The sequence below is a fragment of the Pseudomonas sp. TE3-3-F2023 genome (assembly GCF_036784815.1).
Taxonomy (GTDB): Bacteria; Pseudomonadota; Gammaproteobacteria; order Pseudomonadales; family Pseudomonadaceae; genus Aquipseudomonas; species Aquipseudomonas pudica.
Map to the genome: position 1 here is coordinate 2,056,790 of NZ_CP145113.1, position 19,732 is coordinate 2,076,521.

Consider the following 19,732-nt stretch of genomic DNA (forward strand, 5'->3'; position numbering starts at 1 on the left):
CGTTCAGGCGTGGGCGCGCACGTTGTTCAGCACCACCGGGCGTGCCCAGTGGATGTCGAACTCCAGATCGGTCTGCTGCTTGGCCAGGGTGGCGTCATCGAACGGCTCTGGGGCCGGGTCCAGCAGATTGGTCTCGAACTCGGCGATCGGCAGGAACAGCGAACGCGGGATAGGGCCGGGGCCGGGTTCGGCAATGGGGTGACCTTGGTTCATCACCACCGGGCGTAGCCAGCTGTTGCTGATATCGAGCTGACGCTGCTGCTCGATCAGCTCGGCTGCGCTGAACGGCTCGGGGGCAGGCGGCAGCAGATTGGCTTCGAGCTCTGCCTTGGGCAGAAACAGTGGCTCGGGCGGTGCCACCTCGGTGTCGTGTACCGGGCAGGCACGCTGGGCGTCGATCAGGGCCAGTGCACGGGCGCCGCCGATCGGCTCGCCGCTGCTCTGGTCGTATTGCACGAACGACTGGCTGACGCTGTCTACGGGCTCTTCCTGCTGCTCGGCCATGGCCCGGGCAAAGAAATCCTGCCAAAGGTGGCTGACGCCCCCCAGTGCCTGGGTGTTGTGCTGACTGTAGTTGCCGACAGGCGACAGGTAGGTCAAGCCGATGGGAAGAGTATCTGACATGGCAGTCGCGCGCGTTGTGCTCTGGCAGAATAGCGGGATATTGCCTGTATCGGCCGAAGTAGCCGATACATTAACGGCTGGGTTCAATTTCTAGGTGTGAATGATGGAAGAGCAGGGCACAGGTATCCGGGTCGAGGCGCTGTCGGCTGAATTCGAGGCGCAAGCCGCTGCGTGGGCGCAGCGCCTGGGGTTGCCGCTGCAGGACGATGCTGCCGGGTTTGCCGTGCAGGTTGGTGTCGATGGCTTGCAGATCCAGCAATTGGGCCCGCAGGCCCCGGGGCCGGTGCGGGTGGACTTTGTCGAAGGCCAGGCCGCGCACCGGCGCCTGTTCGGTGGTGGCAACGGGCAGATGATCGCCAAGGCGGTGGGCATTGCCCAAGGCGTGCGTCCGCAGGTGCTGGATGCCACTGCCGGGCTGGGCAAGGACGCGTTCGTGCTGGCCAGCCTGGGCTGCCAGATGACCCTGATCGAACGCCAGCCGCTGATTGCCGCGTTGCTGGAGGATGGCCTGGCACGGGCGCGGTCGGATGAAGAGGTGGGGCCGATCGTCGGGCGCATGCGCCTGCTTGCCGGCAACGCCATCGAGCGCATGCGCGCCTGGGAGGGCGAGGCACCCCAGGTGATCTACCTCGATCCGATGTTCCCGCACCGGGACAAGAGTGCGCTGGTGAAGAAGGAAATGCGTGTGTTCCGGCCCTTGGTGGGGGATGACCTGGATGCCCCGGCCCTGCTCGAAGCCGCCCTGGCGCTGGCCAGCCACCGGGTGGTGGTGAAGCGGCCGCGCAAGGCGCCGATCATCGACGGGCCGAAGCCGAGCCATAGCCTGGAGGGCAAGTCGAGCCGGTATGACATTTACCCGAAGAAGGCCCTCAAGGCCTGAGCTGAGAGCTTCGGTATCCTGTAGGAGCGGCCTTGTGTCGCGAAAGGGCCGCAAAGCGGCCCCGGCAATTTATGCATCTGCGCTGAAACCCTGGGGCTGCTTTGCAGCCCTTTCGCGACACAAGGCCGCTCCTACAAAGGCCCGCATAGGCTTCAGGGGCGGAACGCCCGCAGGAACACCCCAACCACCTCGCGCACATGCGCCTCGGCCTCATCCCCCTCCAGCGGCCCCGCGCATCCCAGCAGCAACCGGTAATCCGGTGCGCCCTTGACCAGGCAGAAGAAGTGCTCCGCCGCACGCAGCGGGTTGTCGATGCGCAACAGCCCGCGCTCATGCGCCCTGCGCAGCAATGCCTCCATCCCCGCCAGCACGCGCTTGGGCCCGGCTTCGTAGAAGTACTCGCCAAAGCTCGGGTCGAGGCTGCCCTGGGCCATGATCAGGCGGCTGAGCTTGACCGCTTCATCGCTGCTGATCAGCGCCTGGAAGCCACGGGCAATGGTCAGCAGCACCTCTTCCACCGGTGCCCCTTCGGGGTACTCGAACAGCAGGTCGGGCAACTGGATCTGGCAGGTTGCCATGACCGCCGAGCAGAACAGCGTCTGCTTGTCGGTGAAGTGGCTGTATACGGTGAGCTTTGAAACACCTGCCGCCGCAGCGACCGCATCCATGCTGGTGTTGGCGTAGCCAAGGCTGAGGAACAGGGCCTTGGCTGCTTCGAGAATCGCCTCGCGCTTGGCCAGATCCTTGGGCCGGCCCGGGCCGATGGGGGCGTCGTTGGACATCGTGGTCTGCATCTGGTTGAAGATTCGCTCATCTTACCGGCTCAGACGCCATTCGGGTGAAACCGCTCCCACAACGCTCAACCACTGCTCTGCAAAAAACGGTACATACCCTTCCCGGCACCCACTGCCTCATTTAATATACTTGTCAGTATAAATATTCGATGTGCTCTCTGGGAAAGGATTCATCATGTTGCGCCATGCCTTGTCCATCGCTCTGTCCGCCGCTGCCGTGCTGTTGCTGGCGGCGTGCGGCCAGGAAGCCGCCCCACCTGCTGCGCCGCGCCCGGCGTTGGTAGTGCAGCCGCAGCCGGCCGAAGCCGCTGCCGACAGTTACCCCGGCGAAGTACGGGCGCGCTTCGAGCCGGAACTGGCTTTCCGCATTGGCGGCAAGGTCAGCAAACGCCTGGTCGAGGAAGGGCAGCGGGTCAAGGCCGACCAGCCGCTGGCCGAGCTGGACCCGCAGGATGTGCGCCTGCAAATGGAAGCCAACCGTGCCCAGCTGGCCGCCGCCGAGGCCAACCTGTCGCTGGTGCGCGCCGAGCGCGATCGCTACCAGAAGCTGCTGGACCGGCAGATGGTCAGCCATTCCCAGTTCGATAACGCCGAAAACCTCTACCGCGCCGGCCTGGCCCGGCTGAAACAGGCCAAGGCCGAGTTCGACGTGGCTGGCAACCAGGCTGAATATGCTGTGCTGCGCGCACCCCAGGCCGGAGTGATCGCCAAGCGCCAGGTGGAAGTGGGCCAGGTGGTCGCCGCGGGGCAGACTGTGTTCACCCTGGCCGCCGATGGCGAACGGGAAGTGGCTATCGGCCTGCCGGAGCAGCAGTTCGCCCGCTTCGCCGTGGGCCAGCCGGTGAGCGTCGAGTTGTGGTCGCACCCGCAAGAGCGCTTCCAGGGGCGCATCCGCGAGTTGTCACCGGCCGCCGACCCGCGTTCGCGCACCTTCGCTGCCCGCATCGCCTTTACCACGGCTGCCACGCCGGCAGAGCTGGGCCAGAGCGCCCGGGTGTTCATCGCCCACGAAGGGCAGATCCCGCTGGCGGTGCCGCTGTCGGCAGTCACTGCGGAAAACGGCCAGGCCTACGTCTGGCGGGTCAACAAGGAAAGCCGCCTGGAGCGGGCCGTAGTGCGCCTGGGGCCCTACGGCGCCGACAGCGTACCCGTGCTTGAAGGCCTCGCCCCCGACGACTGGGTTGTCGCCGCAGGTGGCCATGTATTGCGCGAGGGCCAGGAGATACGCCCCGTGGACCGTACCAATCGCGTAGTGAACCTGACGGCCAAGGAGTAAGTCCCGATGGGTTTCAACCTTTCTGCCTGGGCGCTGCGCAACCGCCAGATCGTCCTGTTCCTGATGATCCTGCTGGCGGCCATTGGCGCCATGTCCTACACCAAGCTCGGCCAGAGCGAGGACCCGCCGTTCACCTTCAAGGCCATGGTCATCCGTACCCTGTGGCCCGGTGCCACCGCTGAGGAAGTGTCCCGCCAGGTCACCGAGCGCATCGAAAAGAAGCTGATGGAAACCGGCGAGTACGAGCGAATCGTCTCGTTCTCCCGCCCGGGCGAATCGCAGGTCACCTTCATGGCCCGCGACTCGCTGCATTCCAAGGACATTCCCGAGCTGTGGTACCAGATCCGCAAGAAGGTCGCCGACATCCGCCACACCTTGCCGCCGGAGATCCAGGGCCCGTTTTTCAATGACGAGTTCGGCACCACCTTCGGCAATATCTATGCGCTGACGGGGGAGGGCTTCGACTACGCGGTGCTCAAGGACTATGCCGACCGTATCCAGATCCAGTTGCAGCGGGTCAAGGATGTGGGCAAGGTCGAGCTGATCGGCCTGCAGGACGAGAAAATCTGGATCGAGCTGTCCAACCTCAAGCTGGCCACCCTCGGCGTGCAGCTGGAGGCCGTGCAGCAGGCCCTGCAGGAGCAGAATGCGGTCAGCACCGCTGGCTTCTTCGAAATGCCCAGCGAGCGCCTGCAACTGCGGGTGAGCGGGCGCTTCGACAGCGTCGAGCAGATTCGCCAGTTCCCCATCCGCGTGGGTGACCGCACCTTCCGTATCGGCGATGTGGCCGAGGTGCACCGCGGCTTCAACGACCCGCCCGCACCGCGCATGCGCTTCATGGGCGAGGATGCCATTGGCCTGGCGGTTTCGATGAAGGATGGCGGCGACATCCTGGTGCTGGGCAAGGCATTGGAAAGCGAGTTCGAGCGCCTGGCGCGCAGCCTGCCAGCCGGCATGGAGCTGCGCAAGGTCTCGGACCAGCCGGCAGCGGTCAAGGCTGGTGTGGGCGAGTTTGTCCAGGTGCTGGTCGAGGCGCTGGTCATCGTGCTGCTGGTGAGCTTCTTCTCGCTGGGCCTGCGCACGGGGCTGGTGGTGGCGCTGGCCATCCCGCTGGTGCTGGCCATGACCTTCGCCGCCATGCACTACTTCGGCATCGGCCTGCACAAGATCTCCCTTGGCGCGCTGGTGCTGGCCCTGGGCTTGTTGGTCGATGACGCGATCATTGCCGTGGAAATGATGGCGATCAAGATGGAGCAGGGCTACGACCGCCTCAAGGCGGCCAGCTACGCCTGGAGCAGCACCGCCTTCCCGATGCTCACCGGCACCCTGATCACGGCGGCGGGGTTCCTGCCCATTGCCACAGCAGCCTCCAGTACGGGCGAATACACCCGTTCGATCTTCCAGGTAGTGACCATTGCCTTGCTGACCTCCTGGGTGGCTGCCGTGGTATTCGTGCCTTACCTGGGTGAGCGCCTGCTGCCGGACCTGGCCAAGCTGCATGGCGCGCGCCATGGCAAGGATGGCCACGCGCCAGACCCTTACGCCACACCGTTCTACCAGCGTGTACGGCGGGTGGTCGAATGGTGCGTGCGGCGGCGCAAGACGGTGATCCTGCTGACCGTTGCCGCCTTTGTCGGCAGTATCCTGTTGTTCCGCTTCGTGCCCCAGCAGTTTTTCCCGGCCTCCGGGCGCCCGGAACTGATGGTCGACCTGAAACTGGCCGAGGGTGCCTCGCTGGCCAACACCGCCGAGCGGGTCAAGCAACTTGAGGTGTTGCTCAAGCAGCAGGAGGGTATCGACAACTACGTGGCCTACGTGGGCACCGGTTCCCCGCGTTTCTACCTGCCGCTGGACCAGCAGCTGCCGGCGGCCAGCTTCGCCCAGTTCGTGGTACTGGCCAAGTCGATGGAAGACCGCGAGCGCCTGCGCAGCTGGCTGATCAGCACCGTGGACCAGCAGTTCCCCGACCTGCGTGCCCGGGTCACCCGCCTGGAAAACGGCCCGCCCGTGGGGTATCCGGTGCAGTTCCGGGTGACTGGCGAGCACATCGAGAAGGCGCGTGCGCTGGCCCGCGAAGTGGCCGACAAGGTGCGCCAGAACCCGCATGTGGTGAACGTGCACCTGGACTGGGAAGAGCCGAGCAAGGCGGTGTTCCTCGAGATCGATCAGGACCGCGCCCGCGCCCTGGGCGTGAGCACCGCTCACCTGTCGAGCTTCCTGCAAAGCTCGCTGACCGGCACCACGGTCAGCCAGTACCGCGAGGACAACGAGCTGATCGAGATCCTGCTGCGCGGCACCCGGCAGGAACGCAGCGAGCTGGGCAACCTCGGCAGCCTGGCGCTGCCGACTGACAATGGCCAGAGCGTGGCGCTGTCGCAGGTTGCGACCCTGGAGTACGGTTTCGAAGAAGGCATCATCTGGCACCGTAACCGTTTGCCGACGGTGACCGTGCGCGCCGATATCTACGACAAGGAGCAGCCGGCGACGCTGGTGAAACAGATAGAACCGACCCTGCGTGACATTCGTGCCAAGCTGCCGGATGGTTATTTGCTGGAAGTGGGCGGCACGGTCGAGGACTCCGAGCGTGGGCAGAAGTCGGTGAATGCCGGCATGCCGCTGTTCGTGGTGGTGGTGCTGAGCTTGCTGATGATCCAGCTGCGCAGCTTCTCGCGCACGGTGATGGTGTTCCTCACTGCGCCGCTGGGGCTGATTGGCGTGACCTTGTTCTTGCTGGTATTCCGCCAGCCGTTCGGCTTTGTCGCCATGCTTGGCACCATTGCCCTGGCGGGGATGATCATGCGCAACTCGGTGATTCTGGTGGACCAGATCGAGCAGGACATCGCGGCGGGGCTGGAGCGCTGGCAGGCTATCATCGAAGCCACGGTGCGGCGCTTCCGCCCGATCGTGCTGACCGCACTGGCAGCGGTGCTGGCGATGATTCCGTTGTCGCGCAGTGTGTTCTACGGGCCGATGGCGGTGGCGATCATGGGCGGGTTGATCGTGGCCACCGTGCTGACCCTGCTGTTCCTGCCGGCGTTGTATGCGGCGTGGTTCAGGGTGAAGAAGGGCTGAAGACCGCAGGGGAGGGCTTTGCCCTCCTATCGCGACACAAGGCCGCTCCTACAAAGGTCCTGCATTCGCCGATCAATGTAGGAGCGGCCTTGTGTCGCGATGGGCTGCAAAGCAGCCCCCAGGGCCCTCAGAGGGCGCCGAAGACCTTCTTGGCCAGGCTGGTTGCCGCTTCAGCCGGGTTCTGGCGAATGCTCTGCTCCTGCTTGGCAATCATCTCGAACAGGCCATCCAGTGCCTTTTCAGTCACGTAGTTCTCGATGCTGGCGCTCTTGGCATCGACCACACCCAACGCCACGGCCTGCCCGGCAAAGTTGTTGTACTGCTGAGCCAGGCCAACCTTGTCGGTAGCCTGCTTGACGATTGGCAGGAACTTTGCGCGGATCTGCTCGCGGCTGCTCTTGTTCAGGTACTGGGTAGCCGAGTCGTCACCGCCGGCGAGGATGCCTTTGGCATCGGTCACACTCATGTTCTTCACGGCATCCACCAGAATCGCCTGGGCCTGCGGCACGGCAGCCTCGGCGGCCTTGTTCATGCTGGTTTCCAGGGCTTCGACCTGTTCACCCTTGCCGAACATCTTCATCGCCTTGGCGGCCTTGCCCAGGTTGCCTGGCAGTTCGATACGCACGTCAGGGTTGTTGCTGAACCCACCCGGGGTGCTCAGCTGCTTGACGGCCAGTTGTGCGCCTTGGGTCAGGGCATCCTTCAGGCCGCCGGTGGCGTCCTTTTGGGTCAGGTCGCCCAGCGACAGGGCCAGGGCACTGGCCGACAGCAGCAGGCCGGCACACAGGGTGGTGAAACGCAGGGAAGTGCGGATCATGAAGCTTTCCTTGTAAACAGATGAATACGGGTATCAGCGGACTGGGTCGACCTTGATCCGCACGGGCTGTGGGTCACTGCCGTCAAGCATGACGCCGTGGTGTTCGGTGTTGATGAACAGCAGCTTGCCGTCCAGCTCGATGCGCGCGCTTACCGCATAGCGGTGGCCGGGCTTGACCTGGGCCGGGTCGTAGGTGAGGTGGAATGGCAGCGGTACATTGCCTTTGACCGGGCCGGCCTGGCGGGCCAGGGTAACCGCCGGGGCGTCCATCAGCGAGACGTCCTGCAGCTCCACGCTGAGGGTGGCGGCAGGTGGCAGGGCGCTGCGCTGCAGGTAGAAGACTTCGCCATCCAGGCTGGCCTGGTTGGACGGCGTGTGGCTGGAACAGGCTGCGAGCAAGGATGCGCAACACAGCATAAAGAGCTTTTTCATGGTATCTCCGAAGTCCTTGGCGTTGGCTTGTGGCCAACCCCAGGGACTCTAGCGGATTTTCCCGGCTGATAAAGCCTCAGATGGTGGAAGTTTCCAGCCCGTCTTCACGGTGCAATGCCACCTGGCGGATCGACAGGCGCAGCTCCGCTGACAGCACGCGCTTGGCCACGCCTTCGGCCAGCTCGCCGAGCTTGGCGTGATAACCCAGCTTGCCCTGGGCATCTGCATGCAGCACACCTTGCTCGACCAGGGTCTGGATGAAGTGGCGGAACAGGGTCTTGTCGAAGAACTCCGGGGCGTTCAGGCCGTGCAGGATCGACAGGCGCTGGGCCATCATCACGCACAGGTCTTCCAGTTCTTCGGCGCTGAGGCTGTTCTGCCCGCTGTTCAGCAGCAGCGAGGTGGCCATGTAGAAACGCTGCAGGGTCTGGGTGATGGTGCGGGCGAGCAGGGTCAGCAACACGAACTGCCGCGAACTGGGTGCCGGGCGAATGTAGGTGTCGTTGTCCTGGCGCAGCAGCCCTTGCTCGACCAGCGCGGCCAGCCACTGGTCAATCACCTCATCCAGTTGCTCCGGCGACCAGCGCAGGAACAGTTCGGCCTGCAGGTAAGGGTACAGCGCGTGCACATACTGGCCCAGCAGTTCGCGGCTCATGCGCGAGCTGCTGAGGAAGAAGCTCGCCAGCAGCGCCGGCAGGGCGAAGATGTGCAGCACGTTGTTACGGTAATAGGTCATCAGTACCGCGTTGCCTTCATCCAGGTACAGGATGCGACCCAAGGCGTCCTTCTGCTCGGCCACCAGGTTCATCCCGCGCACGTGTTCGATCAGCGCCTGGCCGTCGCCATCCGGCAGGGTGGTGTGCGGCGAGTAGGGCACCTGGCGCAGCAAGGTCAGGTACAGGTCGAGCACGCGGGTCAAGGCGCGCTCGTCCAGGGCCAGGCGGCTGGTGGACAGCAGAGCCAGGGCCACCAGGTTGACCGGGTTGATCGCGGCCGCCTCGTTGAGGTGACGGGCCACGGTTTCGCCCAGGCGGGCGGTGGTTGCATTGAGCCAGGCCGGGCGGTACTGCGGGCCGTGATCCTGTTCACGCCAGCCGGGCTGTTGCTGGTCGAGGAAGCCGGCCAGGCGGATCGGCTCGCCGAAGTTCACGTATACCTGGCCAAAACGCTGCTTTAGCGCGCCGAATACCTTGAAGATATCGAAGATCGACTCTTTCTTCTTGCTGGCACCGCGCAGTTCGCCCAGATAGGTGCGGCCTTCGAGCACGCGCTCGTAGCCGATGTACACCGGCACGAACACGATCGGCGTGCGCGACGAACGCAGGAAGCTGCGCAGGGTAATGGCCAGCATCCCGGTGCGCGGCTGCAGCATGCGCCCGGTGCGCGAGCGGCCGCCTTCGACGAAGTACTCCACCGGGAAGCCCTTGGTGTACAGGGTATGCAGGTACTCGTTGAACACCGCGGTGTACAGCGGGTTGCCCTTGAACGTGCGGCGCATGAAGAAGGCACCGCCACGACGCAACAGGTTACCCACCAGTGGCATGTTGAGGTTGATGCCCGCGGCCACGTGCGGTGGTGTCAGGCCGTTGCGGAACAGCAGGTACGACAGCAGCAGGTAGTCGATATGGCTGCGGTGGCACGGCACATAGATTACTTCGTGGCCGGGTGCGATGCCTTGCACCTGCTCGATATGGTTGACCTTGATGCCGTCGTAGATCTTGTTCCAGAACCAGCTCAGCACCACTTCGAGGAAGCGGATCGCGGTGTAGGTGTAGTCCGAGGCAATCTCGTTGCCATAGCGCAGGGCCTGGGCTTCGGCCTTGGCCAGCGGCAGGTTTTCGCGCTGCGCCTCATCGACGATGGCCTGGCGCACCTGGGGCGCGTGGATCAGGCCTTTGACCAGGTTGCGACGGTGCGAGATGTCCGGGCCGATGACGGCGGTCTTCAGGTTGCGAAAGTGCACGCGCATCAGGCGCTGGGCCATACGTACGGTGCGTTCGTGGCCCTTGTTGTGCTGTACCAGTTCGCGCAGGTGGATGGGCGCGGAGAACTGCACCCGGGTCTTGCGCCCGAGGATCAGCACGGTCAGCAGCCGGCGCAGGCGCCCGGTAACCGCCCAGCTGTCGGCGAACAGCAATTTCCACGGGCTGGATTCACTTGCCGGGGTCTGGCCCCAGAACACACTGACCGGAATGATCTGCGCATCCTCTTCGGCATGCTGGCTGACGGCGGCGACCAGGCGCTCCAGGGTAGGCGGGGCACCGCGCTTGTCGTGGCGGCCGAGCCAGTCCGGGTCCGGGGTCAGGTAGAAGAATGCCGCCGGCTCCTGCAGCGGGCCGACCGCCACCGGTAGCACCGGGCGCGGCAGACCTGCCTTGGTGCATTCGTGGTCGAGCACGGCCAGGTCGGTGAGCGCGGGCGAGGGCAGGGCATAGAACACCGGGCGGCTGCGGTCGAGCTTGAGGGTGAGGGAGGACTGGTTGATGGTCTCGGAGCGCACCCACAGGTACAACAGGCGACGCAGGGCGCCGAAGATCAGGCGGCGCAGGGGGGAACGGGTCATGGGGTGTGTGCCCTGGGAGTGATTTTCAGGTGGGTATCCAGCCAATTAGTCTGCCGTATCCGCGCAAGTTCAGCAAAAATCGCCGAACGGCGCGACGGTCATCAAATTTTTTTGTTCTGTGTCATATACTCGGCCTGCCACTTGCAAGATATTTGCGCAAGCGGCGTCGACACAGGGAGGGACTCTGTGTCTGCAAGGCGATCTTCACAATAAAAATCCGGAGTAGTTCAGATGTCGTCTCGTGAGACTGGGAATGTAAAGTGGTTCAACGATGCCAAGGGTTATGGCTTCATTCAGCGCGAAGGTGGTGCGGATGTATTCGTCCACTATCGGGCGATCCGCGGTGAGGGGCATCGTACCCTGGTCGAAGGTCAGCGGGTGGAATACGCCTGCGTGCAGGGCCAGAAAGGCCTGCAAGCCGAGGACGTAGTGGGCCTCTGAGCCTCATGCTGTAAGGCTTGTTGTGGGAGCTGGCTTGCCGGCGATCACCGGCGAAGCCGATGCCAGGCACCGTGTTGCCTGCATCGCCGGCAAGCCGGGCTCCCGCAACGAATGCAGTGCATTCATGTACGCCAGGTGATTTCCTCTTCACCGTCGGCGCTGATGCGGACCCAACGGTCGGCATCTTCTTCCCCATCTTCCTCCACCCAGCCACCTGGCGCGCAGCGCACTTCCACGCCCAGTGCGGCAAATGCGGCGCGGGCGCAGGCGACATCATCGGCCCACGGCGTCTGGTCGCTTTCCAGGTACAGGCTGTTCCATTTCCCTACAGCCTTGGGTAGCCAGGTGACCGGAATGTTACCGGCCTGGCATTTGAAGGTATGGCCTTTCTGCTTCCATTCGCTGCATGGGCCGATTGCCTGGGCGAGCCACTCGGCAATCTGTTTGTGGTCGACGTCGGCGTCCTTCAGGTAGATCTCGATATCAGGTTGGCGCATAAGGGCTCCGGGTGTGCTCAGTCTTGGCGCACGAAATAGTCATAACGCATGGAAACCGTGACCTCGAACGGCTCGGGCTGGTCGATTACCCGGGCACGTTTTTCGGCACTGGCACGCCAGCCGTGCGGGGTCATGGCCAGCAGGTCGGCGCGGGCCTTGGGCGCGGCCAGGCTCAGGCGGAACTCCAGGGTTTCGCTGTGGGCATGGGCCATGCCTTCGGGCACCAGGGCCAAGTGTTTGTCGTCGGCGTAAGGGCGTACTTCATCGTAGAGCACTTCGCGCAGTTCCATCAGGTGGCCGCTGGTGGGGCCGACCCGCATCAGGCCGCCGCCGGGGCTGAGCAGGCGCTTGGCCTCGGCCCAGTCCAGCGGGCTGAACACGCTGGCGATGAACTGGCAGCTGGCGTCGGCAAGCGGCACGCGGGCCATGCTGGCGACCATCCAGGTAACTTCGGGTGCGCGGCGGCAGGCACGCTTGACTGCCTCACGGGAGATGTCCAGGGCGTAGCCGTCGGCAGCTGGCAGGGCTTGGGCGATTTGCGCAGTGTAGTAACCCTCGCCACAGCCGATGTCCAGCCAGGCTCCGGGCTGGCGCTCGGCGGCCAGTTCGGCCAGGCGGCGCGCCACCGGCGCATAGTGGCCGGCGTCGAGGAAATCGCGGCGGGCTTCGACCATGGCCTGGTTGTCACCCGGGTCGCGGCTGTTCTTGTGCTGCACCGGCAGCAGGTTCAGGTAACCCTGGCGGGCCCGGTCGAAGCGGTGGCCGGCCGGGCACACCACACCGTTGTCGAGCCGGCTCAGTGGTGCCTGGCAAAGAGGGCAGGCGAGCATCAGGCGAGCAACCGGACCAGGGTCTGGTAATAGATTTCGGTCAGCAGATCAAGGTCGCTTGCCAGGATCCGTTCATCCACCTGGTGGATGGTGGCGTTGACCGGGCCGAGCTCGACCACCTGGGTGCCCATGGTGGCGATGAAGCGGCCATCGGAGGTACCGCCGCTGGTCGACGGCTGGGTGTCACGGCCGGTGACGCCCTTGATGCTGGCCGAGACGGCGTCCAGCAATTCGCCCGGCTCGGTGAGGAACGGCAGGCCCGACAGCGCCCAGTCGATCGACCAGTCCAGTTCATGCTTGTCGAGGATCGCCGACACCCGCGCCTGCAGGCCTTCGACGGTGGACTCGGTGGAGAAGCGGAAGTTGAACAGTGCGGTCAGCTCGCCTGGGACCACGTTGGTGGCGCCGGTGCCGGAGTTGAGGTTGGAGATCTGGAAGCTGGTCGGCGGGAAGAACGCATTGCCTTCATCCCAGTGCTCGGCCGCCAGTTCCGCCAGGGCCGGTGCTGCCAGGTGGATCGGATTGCGCGCCAGGTGCGGGTAGGCCACATGGCCCTGCTTGCCGCGTACGGTCAACTTGGCGCCCAGCGAGCCACGGCGGCCGTTCTTGACCACGTCACCCAGCAGGGTGGTGCTGGAGGGTTCACCGACGATGCACCAGTCCAGGCGCTCGTTGCGTGCTTTCAGGCGCTCGACCACGGCCTTGGTGCCATGGTGGGCCGGGCCTTCCTCGTCGCTGGTGATCAGGAACGCGACCTTGCCGCGGTGCCCCGGGTAGTCCTGCACGAAGCGCTCGCTGGCAATAACCATGGAGGCCAGGCTGCCTTTCATGTCGGCGGCGCCACGGCCGCAGAGCATGCCATCGGCGTCGATCAGCGCTTCGAACGGCTCATGCTGCCATTGCTGCACCGGGCCGGTGGGGACCACGTCGGTGTGGCCGGCAAAGCACAGCACCGGGCCATCCTGGCTGCCGTGGGTGGCCCAGAAGTTGTCGACGTCCTCGAAGCGCATCGGCTCGAGCTGGAAGCCCACGGCGCCCAGGCGGTTCATCATCTGCGCCTGGCAGTCGGCGTCGACGGGGGTGACCGAGGGGCGGCGGATCAGGTCGCAGGCCAGTTGAAGGGTAGGCGAGAGCTCGGTAGGGGCCGTCATGGGGGACTCCGGGGCAAGGCAAGGCGGGGAAATCTGAGAGGCGTTATCTTATATCAAATGGATGTAAAAGGTACGACCGGATTGGCCTAGGTGATGGCGCAACGTTTTCGGTGGCATGTGCAACGTTTGTTATTGGCTAAACACCCTTCACCCAGTTGCATATGAATGGCGCCATGTGCGGGTATCAGAAAGGCTTGTTTTTACCTGTGACAGCGGCAGTTATCCTGCTGATAACTGCCGCTGTTTCTTTAGAGTTGGTTAATGCCGAGGCTGGTAATCGTAATGTTCCTGCCGCCACTGTCGGCATTTTCTGCCCACATATTTACATAGGTTGTTTCATCATTGATTTTTTCGCGAGCCATTAGCATGAGAGGTACCAGCACTTCACTGATTTCAGTTTCGTAGGTTGTTTCGTTCGTATTTATCGTGCACCGAAGGCTGTCTTTTCGTTGATTCAAGTAGCTAAAGCTGATGCGGGTTGGTTCAATTTTGAAAGAGTTTTCTGTTGGACGCTGCTGGCACATCATTGTTCACTCCTGGTAATTAACTTAGAGCGTTCAGCGTAGGAGTTCCCCTGTTTGTCAACAACTATCAGAATTGCCAGGTACGTGGGCGCGTGAATGCCTCTGGTGGACGCGGTCTGCCCGGGTTTTTATTAGGAACCGCACCGAATGCCATGCCTGCGACGCTGGGGTCATTGAAGTTCCAGCTAAACGGAACTTCAATTTTGCATAGCGCGCGTCAGCACGTGGTGGCCTCGGCGGGCACTTGAGAGAAGAGGCCCAGAACGCTGGTCGGCGTCGAACAGCGTCTGGAATGGCTCAAACGGCCATTTTCCCGCCTGGCCGTGGGGCCGGTTCGCGGTCACTTCTGAATATCAGGCCGTTCCAGCACCCCTCAAGCCTGTTGCGGTTCGGCAGCCTTTTCCCCGGGCTTGGGCAGCGAAGACAGGAACGCCATCACCAGCGCCGCCACATAAGGCAACGACTGCACCAGCAACATTGCCACCCAGAAGCGCATGTCCGAGCTCGGCAGCCCCTGTACCAGGTAGATGCCCAGCGCTGCGCCCCACAGCAGCAACATGATGAACAGCTCTTCCCGCGCCTCGGAAATCGCCACCAGCAGCCCGTGGCTGTCGGCGTTCTTCGGTGTGCGGAAGAACGGCATGCTGCTGGTGAAGAACCCGTACAGCACCGCCTTGGCGATGGTATGCGACAGCGCCAGCCCCGCCAGCGCCGCAGCAAAGGCATCCTTCAGGTTCACCCCTACCGCGCGGCGGTAGAGGAAGATGATCTTGCCGACCTTGAAGAAGAACAGTGCCAGCGGCGGAATGGCAAAGATCATCAGCGGCGGGTCGACCCGGTGCGGCACGATGATCATCGCCGCCGACCACAGCAGCGCGCCGATGGTGAAGAAGATGTTCATGCCATCGGCGATCCACGGCAGCCAGCCGGCCAGGAAGTGGTAGCGCTGGCCGCGGGTCAGCTCGCTGTCCTTGCCGCGCAGCAGGGCGCTGGCGTGGTGCTTGATGATCTGAATGGCGCCGTAGGCCCAGCGGAAGCGTTGCTTCTTGAAGTCGATGAAGGTATCGGGCATCAGGCCCTTGCCGTAGCTGTTGTGGGCATAGGCGGCCGACAGGCCCTTCTCGAATACCCGCAAGCCCAGTTCGGCGTCCTCGCAGATGCACCACTCGGCCCAGCCCAGCTCTTCCAGCACACTGCGCCGGGTCATGGTCATGGTGCCGTGCTGGATGATCGCGTCACGGTCGTTGCGGGTGACCATGCCGATGTGGAAGAAGCCCTTGTATTCGCTGTAGCACAGCTTCTTGAAAGCGCTTTCGTGCTGGTCGCGGTAGTCCTGCGGCGACTGCACCACGGCAATCTTTGGGTCGGCGAAGTGCGGCACCATGTGCTTGAGCCAGTTGCGGTCGACGCAGTAGTCCGAGTCGATCACCGCGATCACCTCGGCGTCCTTGGCGGTGTGCGGGATCAGGTAGTTCAGCGCGCCGCCCTTGAAACCGGCCAGGGGCGCGACATGGAAGAATTTGAAGCGCTCGCCGAGTTTCTCGCAATGGGCCTTGAGCGGCTCCCACACGGCCGGGTCCTTGGTGTTGTTGTCGATCACCAGCACTTCGTAGTCGGGGTAATCCAGCGCTGCCAGTGCGTCAAGGGTCTGTTTTACCATCTCCGGCGGCTCGTTGTAGCACGGTACGTGCACCGACACCTTGGGCCGGTAGGCGCTGTCGGCCTGCACCGGCAGGAATTCGCGCCGGCGCTTGTGTATCCATACCGCCTCGGCCAGTTCGTGGGCCTCGGTCAGCAGCACGATGAACACGCCCAGCGCGCCGAGGGCCAGCAGCACGCCCACGGTCAGGCTGAACCAGGTGCTGTATTGCTGGCTGTAGTCGTAGGCGATCCATACCAGCACCGAACCGCACAGGAAGGTGATGAAGGTGAGGAAGGTACGGCCACGCTGGCGCAGGGCCGAACCGTCGATGAACAGCACCATCAGGGCGATCATTGCCAGCACCACCGAGGCCACCGCCAGGGCGCGCCATTGGGGGATCGCCACCACCGGGCCGTCGAAGTTGAATTTTTGCTGGCGCTCGGCGTTGTACACGCCCCAGTAGGCGCCCACCGAGCCTTCGTCACTGGCCTTCCACGGCTGGTCGTAGGCCTCGATCACGAAGTAATTGTAACCGCGGCGGTTGAGGGTGTTGACCAAGGTACGCAGGTAGATGGCCTGGTCGGCCTGGGTAGCATCGGCGCCGCCGCGCATGCGGCCGTTGCTCGGCCAGCCGACTTCCGACAGCAGCAGGGGTTTGCGCGGGAACTGGTGCTTCAGCTCGCGGGCGCGGTCGAGCACGAACTCCACCGAATCCTTCATCGGCACGAACTCCCAGTACGGCAGGATGTGCGCGGCAATCAGGTCGACGTGCTTGGCCAACTGCGGGTTTTCCTTCCAGATGTGCCACTGCTCACTGGTGGTCACCGGTACCTTGACCGCTGCGCGTACCCGGTCCAGGTACTTGATCAGGTTTTCCGTGGTGACTTCTTCGCGGAACAGTGCCTCGTTGCCGACCACAACCCGCACCACGCTGCGCGAGGTGTTGGCCAGCTGGATGGCCGTGGCGATTTCGCGTTCGTTGCGCTCCAGGTCCGGGCTGATCCAGATGCCCAGCGTCACCCGCAGGCCGAATTCCTCGGCCAGGCGCGGGATATCCGCCTGGGTGCCCTCCACGGTGTAGATCCGGATGCTGTCGGTCAGTTTGCTCAACTGCTCCAGGTCCTGGCGCATCTCGTCGTCACTGGGGTACTGGCCCTTCTGCGGGCTTTCGCCCAGGCGGAACGGTGAATACGAGAAGCCGGATATCTGTTCTGGCCAGGCGGGGGCGGATACCGGGCGGTTGATCAGCGCCCAGAACCCGGTGAACAACGCGGCGATGGCCAGGACCACGACCAGGTTCAGGCCGAATTTACGTGAAGACATTGTCGTCCATATGTGTCGAAGTGATAGGACATTAAAGCAGGGTTGGTAGTCTCTTTCCTAACGATGCAGGCCATGGGCCCCCTGGCATATAATGCGCGCCGGTTTTTTGGGGTATGAACATGAGCACAGAAGATCCACGCTTCGCCGGTGTCGCCCGGCTTTATGGCGACCAGGGGTTGCACCGTCTGGGCCAGGCCCATGTGGCCGTGGTCGGTATTGGCGGGGTAGGCTCGTGGGCGGCGGAAGCGCTGGCCCGCAGTGGCGTGGGCGAGATCACCCTGTTCGACCTCGACGATGTGTGCGTCAGCAACACCAACCGCCAGGCCCATGCGCTGGAAGGGCAGGTGGGGCGGCCCAAGGTCGAGGTCATGGCCGAGCGCCTGCGGGCGATCAACCCGGCGTGCACGGTGCATGCTGTGGCCGACTTCGTCACCCGCGACACCATGATCGAGTACATTACCGAGAACCTCGACTGTGTGATCGACTGCATCGACAGTGTAATGGCCAAGGCGGCGCTGATCGCCTGGTGCCGGCGGCGCAAGATCGCCATCGTCACCACCGGTGGCGCCGGTGGGCAGATCGACCCGACACAGATCCAGATCGCCGACCTGAACAAGACCTTCAATGACCCGCTGGCCTCGCGGGTGCGCTCCACCCTGCGCCGCGATTACAACTTCTCGCGCAATGTCAGCCGCAACTATGGCGTGCCATGCGTGTTCTCCAGCGAACAGCTGCGCTACCCCAAGGGCGATGGCAGCGTTTGCCTGCAGAAAAGCTTTGTGGGCGAGGGCGTGCGGTTGGACTGCTCGGGTGGCTTTGGCGCGGTGATGATGGTGACCGCGACCTTTGGCATGGTGGCGGCGAGCAAGGCGGTGGAAAAACTGGTAGCGGGGGCGCGGCGGCCTTCGGAGCGGGTCAAGCCTGAATAACTGCTTCTGGCCCACTCGGTCCTTGTAGGAGCGGCCTCGTGTCGCGAAAGGGGCGCGTAGCGGCCCCAGGTTCCCAGTTCCACCACAGAAATTGACGGGGCCGCTTTGCGGCCCTTTCGCGACACAAGGCCGCTCCTACAGGTAAAGCGCCAGCCAAAACGCCACGCGATACCTGTGGGAGCGGGCGAGCCCGCGAAGAGGCCAGCGCCGATTCAACGGTTGGACGCCAGCTCCGCCATCCGCTGCAACACCGCGTGCAGCCCATTGCTGCGCGACGGCGAAAGCTGGCGCTCCAGGCCCAGCTGAGTGAACCACTCACGCAGATCGAGCCCGGCGAGTTCTTCACTGGCCAACCCCTGCACCCGCACCAGCAACAACGCCAGCAGCCCACGCAACAGGCGTGCATCGCTGCTGGCCTTGAACCGCCACAAGCCCTCGACCTGCTCGGCCACCAGCCATACCAGGCTTTCGCAGCCATGCACCCGGTTGGCCTCGGTCTTTTCAGATTCATCCAGCGGTTCCAGCCGGTCGCCCCACTGCATCAGCAGCCGCGCGCGCTGTTCCCAGCCCTTGCCCTGCTCGAAAGCTTCCAGCGCCTGGCGCGCCTGGTCCGGCAAGCTCATCGCAATAGCTCCAGGCCTTGATCGAGCGCCTCGAAGAAACGCTGCAAGTCATCGCTGTCGTTATACAGCCCCAAAGAGACGCGGATCGCGCCCTCCAGGCCTAAGTCCCTCAGCAGCGGCATGGCACAGTGGTGCCCGGCACGCACGGCAATGCCTTGCTCGGTCAGCAGATGGGCGATATCGGCGTTATGCACGCCTTCGATGACGAAACTGGCAAGGGCCGCCTGTGGCTTGCCGAGGATGCGCACGCCATCGCGGTCCCTCAGGCCGCGCAGCAGGTGCAGGTGCAGGCTGGTTTCATGAGCTTCGAGTGCCTGGGCATCGAGGCTTGCCAGGTAGTCCAGGGTCGCACCCAGGCCGATCACCCCGGCGATCGGCGGCGTGCCTGCCTCGAACCCCAGTGGTGCCGGACGGAAGCTGGCGCTCTGGTATTCGGCCAGTTGCACCATCTCACCGCCGAACTGCCAGTGGTGCAGCCGTTCCAGCGCCTGGCTGCGGCCGTACAGCACACCGACGCCTTCCGGGCCGTATAGCTTGTGGCTGGAGAACACATAGAAGTCGCAGCCAAGCTGCTGCACATCATGGCGGCCATGCACCACGCCCTGGGCACCGTCGACCACGGTCAGCGCGCCTTGCGCACGGGCATGGGCCAGCAGTGCCGGCAGCGGCTGCCAGGTGCCCAGCACGTTGGACAGCTGGCTCACCGCCATCACCCGAGTGCGCGGGCCGATCAGTTGCAGCGCCTGGTCCAGGTCGATGCGGCCATCGGCATCCAGCGGCAGCACTACAAGGCGCAGGTTGCGCCGGCGCGCCAGCTGTTGCCAAGGTAGCAGGTTGGCATGGTGCTCCAGAGCGCTGACGGCAATTTCGTCACCCGCCTCGAAGCGGTGTTCCAGGCCGTAGGCCAACAGGTTCAGCGCCGAAGTGGCCCCATGGGTGAAGATGATCTGCCGCGAGTCTGCCGCATTGAGCCAGGCGGCAACCTTGTCGCGGCTGGTTTCGAAGGCCTGGGTCGCCAGTGCGCCGGGCAAGTGCTGGGCACGGTGCACGTTGGCCGCGCCATGGCCGTAGTAATGGCTCAGGGCATCGAGCAGGGCTTGCGGCTTCTGGGTAGTGGCGGCGCTGTCCAGGTAGGTCTGGTGCTGCCGTTGCAGGGCGGCGATGGCGGGAAAATCGGCACGCCAGGGGGAGGGCTGAAACATGGTCGCGGGGCCTGGAATGAAAATCGGGTCTGGCGTGGTGCCAGACCCGATCTTAACATTTCAAACGCTGAGAATCCGCTGTTCGCGAGCAAGCTCGCTCCGGCAGCGGTTG

The 19,732-nt window shown here is 64.0% G+C and carries 17 protein-coding genes; 5 read left to right on the plus strand and 12 right to left on the minus strand.

Translation table 11 applies throughout. The annotated features are described in order from the left end of the window. Nucleotides 1–3: 3 nt before the first annotated feature. Nucleotides 4–624, minus strand: coding sequence for an energy transducer TonB (locus V3314_RS09355; RefSeq protein ID WP_338460164.1), 621 nt, complete (start codon nucleotides 622–624; stop codon nucleotides 4–6). A 103-nt stretch (nucleotides 625–727) separates the two neighbouring features. Between V3314_RS09355 and V3314_RS09360 the strand changes: the two genes are divergently transcribed. Next, nucleotides 728–1,504, plus strand: a complete 777-nt coding sequence (locus tag V3314_RS09360) for a class I SAM-dependent methyltransferase (RefSeq protein ID WP_046616122.1) — start codon at nucleotides 728–730, stop codon at nucleotides 1,502–1,504. Between the two features lie 152 nt (nucleotides 1,505–1,656). On the opposite strand, the gene V3314_RS09365 is transcribed toward V3314_RS09360, so the two are convergent. Further along, a complete protein-coding gene (locus V3314_RS09365) occupies nucleotides 1,657–2,298 on the minus strand; it encodes a TetR/AcrR family transcriptional regulator (RefSeq protein ID WP_338460165.1) in 642 nt (213 codons plus the stop codon). Between the two features lie 175 nt (nucleotides 2,299–2,473). Here V3314_RS09365 and V3314_RS09370 point away from each other — a divergent pair, with 175 nt between their 5' ends. Continuing rightward, nucleotides 2,474–3,574: an efflux RND transporter periplasmic adaptor subunit gene (locus tag V3314_RS09370; RefSeq protein ID WP_322493257.1), complete on the plus strand. Its 1,101-nt coding sequence runs from the start codon at nucleotides 2,474–2,476 to the stop codon at nucleotides 3,572–3,574. A 6-nt stretch (nucleotides 3,575–3,580) separates the two neighbouring features. After that, on the plus strand, nucleotides 3,581–6,646 hold the full coding sequence (locus V3314_RS09375; RefSeq protein ID WP_338460166.1) for an efflux RND transporter permease subunit: 3,066 nt from the start codon (nucleotides 3,581–3,583) through the stop codon (nucleotides 6,644–6,646). Nucleotides 6,647–6,773: 127 nt separating this feature from the next. On the opposite strand, the gene V3314_RS09380 is transcribed toward V3314_RS09375, so the two are convergent. The 3 genes from V3314_RS09380 to plsB all read right to left on the minus strand — a co-directional run bounded on the left by V3314_RS09380 (nucleotide 6,774) and on the right by plsB (nucleotide 10,458). Continuing rightward, nucleotides 6,774–7,463 (minus strand): DUF4197 domain-containing protein, encoded by a 690-nt coding sequence (locus V3314_RS09380; RefSeq protein ID WP_046616127.1) that lies wholly within the window; start codon nucleotides 7,461–7,463, stop codon nucleotides 6,774–6,776. Between the two features lie 33 nt (nucleotides 7,464–7,496). Further along, nucleotides 7,497–7,895, minus strand: a complete 399-nt coding sequence (locus V3314_RS09385; RefSeq protein ID WP_046616128.1) for a YbaY family lipoprotein — start codon at nucleotides 7,893–7,895, stop codon at nucleotides 7,497–7,499. A 76-nt stretch (nucleotides 7,896–7,971) separates the two neighbouring features. Further along, nucleotides 7,972–10,458: a glycerol-3-phosphate 1-O-acyltransferase PlsB gene (gene plsB, locus V3314_RS09390; protein ID WP_046616129.1), complete on the minus strand. Its 2,487-nt coding sequence runs from the start codon at nucleotides 10,456–10,458 to the stop codon at nucleotides 7,972–7,974. A gap of 231 nt (nucleotides 10,459–10,689) precedes the next feature. Between plsB and V3314_RS09395 the strand changes: the two genes are divergently transcribed. Then, nucleotides 10,690–10,899 carry a cold-shock protein gene (locus V3314_RS09395; protein WP_003252255.1) on the plus strand — a complete coding sequence of 70 codons (210 nt, stop codon included), beginning with the start codon at nucleotides 10,690–10,692 and terminating at the stop codon, nucleotides 10,897–10,899. A 122-nt stretch (nucleotides 10,900–11,021) separates the two neighbouring features. On the opposite strand, the gene V3314_RS09400 is transcribed toward V3314_RS09395, so the two are convergent. From V3314_RS09400 to V3314_RS09420, 5 genes are all read right to left on the minus strand, one after another. Further along, nucleotides 11,022–11,396: a hypothetical protein gene (locus tag V3314_RS09400; RefSeq protein ID WP_003257701.1), complete on the minus strand. Its 375-nt coding sequence runs from the start codon at nucleotides 11,394–11,396 to the stop codon at nucleotides 11,022–11,024. A 17-nt stretch (nucleotides 11,397–11,413) separates the two neighbouring features. Beyond that, complete coding sequence (locus V3314_RS09405) at nucleotides 11,414–12,226, minus strand: putative RNA methyltransferase (protein WP_025337963.1); 813 nt, start codon at nucleotides 12,224–12,226, stop codon at nucleotides 11,414–11,416. Beyond that, nucleotides 12,226–13,377 carry a succinyl-diaminopimelate desuccinylase gene (dapE, locus tag V3314_RS09410; RefSeq protein ID WP_085601964.1) on the minus strand — a complete coding sequence of 384 codons (1,152 nt, stop codon included), beginning with the start codon at nucleotides 13,375–13,377 and terminating at the stop codon, nucleotides 12,226–12,228. The genes V3314_RS09405 and dapE overlap by 1 nt, the downstream gene beginning before the upstream one ends. Before the next feature lie 248 nt (nucleotides 13,378–13,625). Then, on the minus strand, nucleotides 13,626–13,904 hold the full coding sequence (locus tag V3314_RS09415; RefSeq protein ID WP_046616131.1) for a hypothetical protein: 279 nt from the start codon (nucleotides 13,902–13,904) through the stop codon (nucleotides 13,626–13,628). Between the two features lie 370 nt (nucleotides 13,905–14,274). After that, entirely contained in the window at nucleotides 14,275–16,866 is a 2,592-nt protein-coding gene (locus V3314_RS09420) for a glycosyltransferase (protein WP_338460167.1), read from the minus strand. 119 nt (nucleotides 16,867–16,985) lie between these two features. Here V3314_RS09420 and tcdA point away from each other — a divergent pair, with 119 nt between their 5' ends. Next, nucleotides 16,986–17,795, plus strand: coding sequence for a tRNA cyclic N6-threonylcarbamoyladenosine(37) synthase TcdA (gene tcdA / locus V3314_RS09425; protein ID WP_338460169.1), 810 nt, complete (start codon nucleotides 16,986–16,988; stop codon nucleotides 17,793–17,795). Between the two features lie 212 nt (nucleotides 17,796–18,007). Here the strand turns inward: tcdA and V3314_RS09430 are convergent, their stop codons facing one another. Both V3314_RS09430 and V3314_RS09435 read right to left on the minus strand, forming a co-directional pair. Further along, nucleotides 18,008–18,418 carry a SufE family protein gene (locus V3314_RS09430; RefSeq protein ID WP_046616134.1) on the minus strand — a complete coding sequence of 137 codons (411 nt, stop codon included), beginning with the start codon at nucleotides 18,416–18,418 and terminating at the stop codon, nucleotides 18,008–18,010. Then, complete coding sequence (locus V3314_RS09435) at nucleotides 18,415–19,620, minus strand: cysteine desulfurase (protein ID WP_046616135.1); 1,206 nt, start codon at nucleotides 19,618–19,620, stop codon at nucleotides 18,415–18,417. Before V3314_RS09435 ends, V3314_RS09430 begins: the two co-directional genes overlap by 4 nt. Between the last annotated feature and the right edge of the window lie 112 nt (nucleotides 19,621–19,732).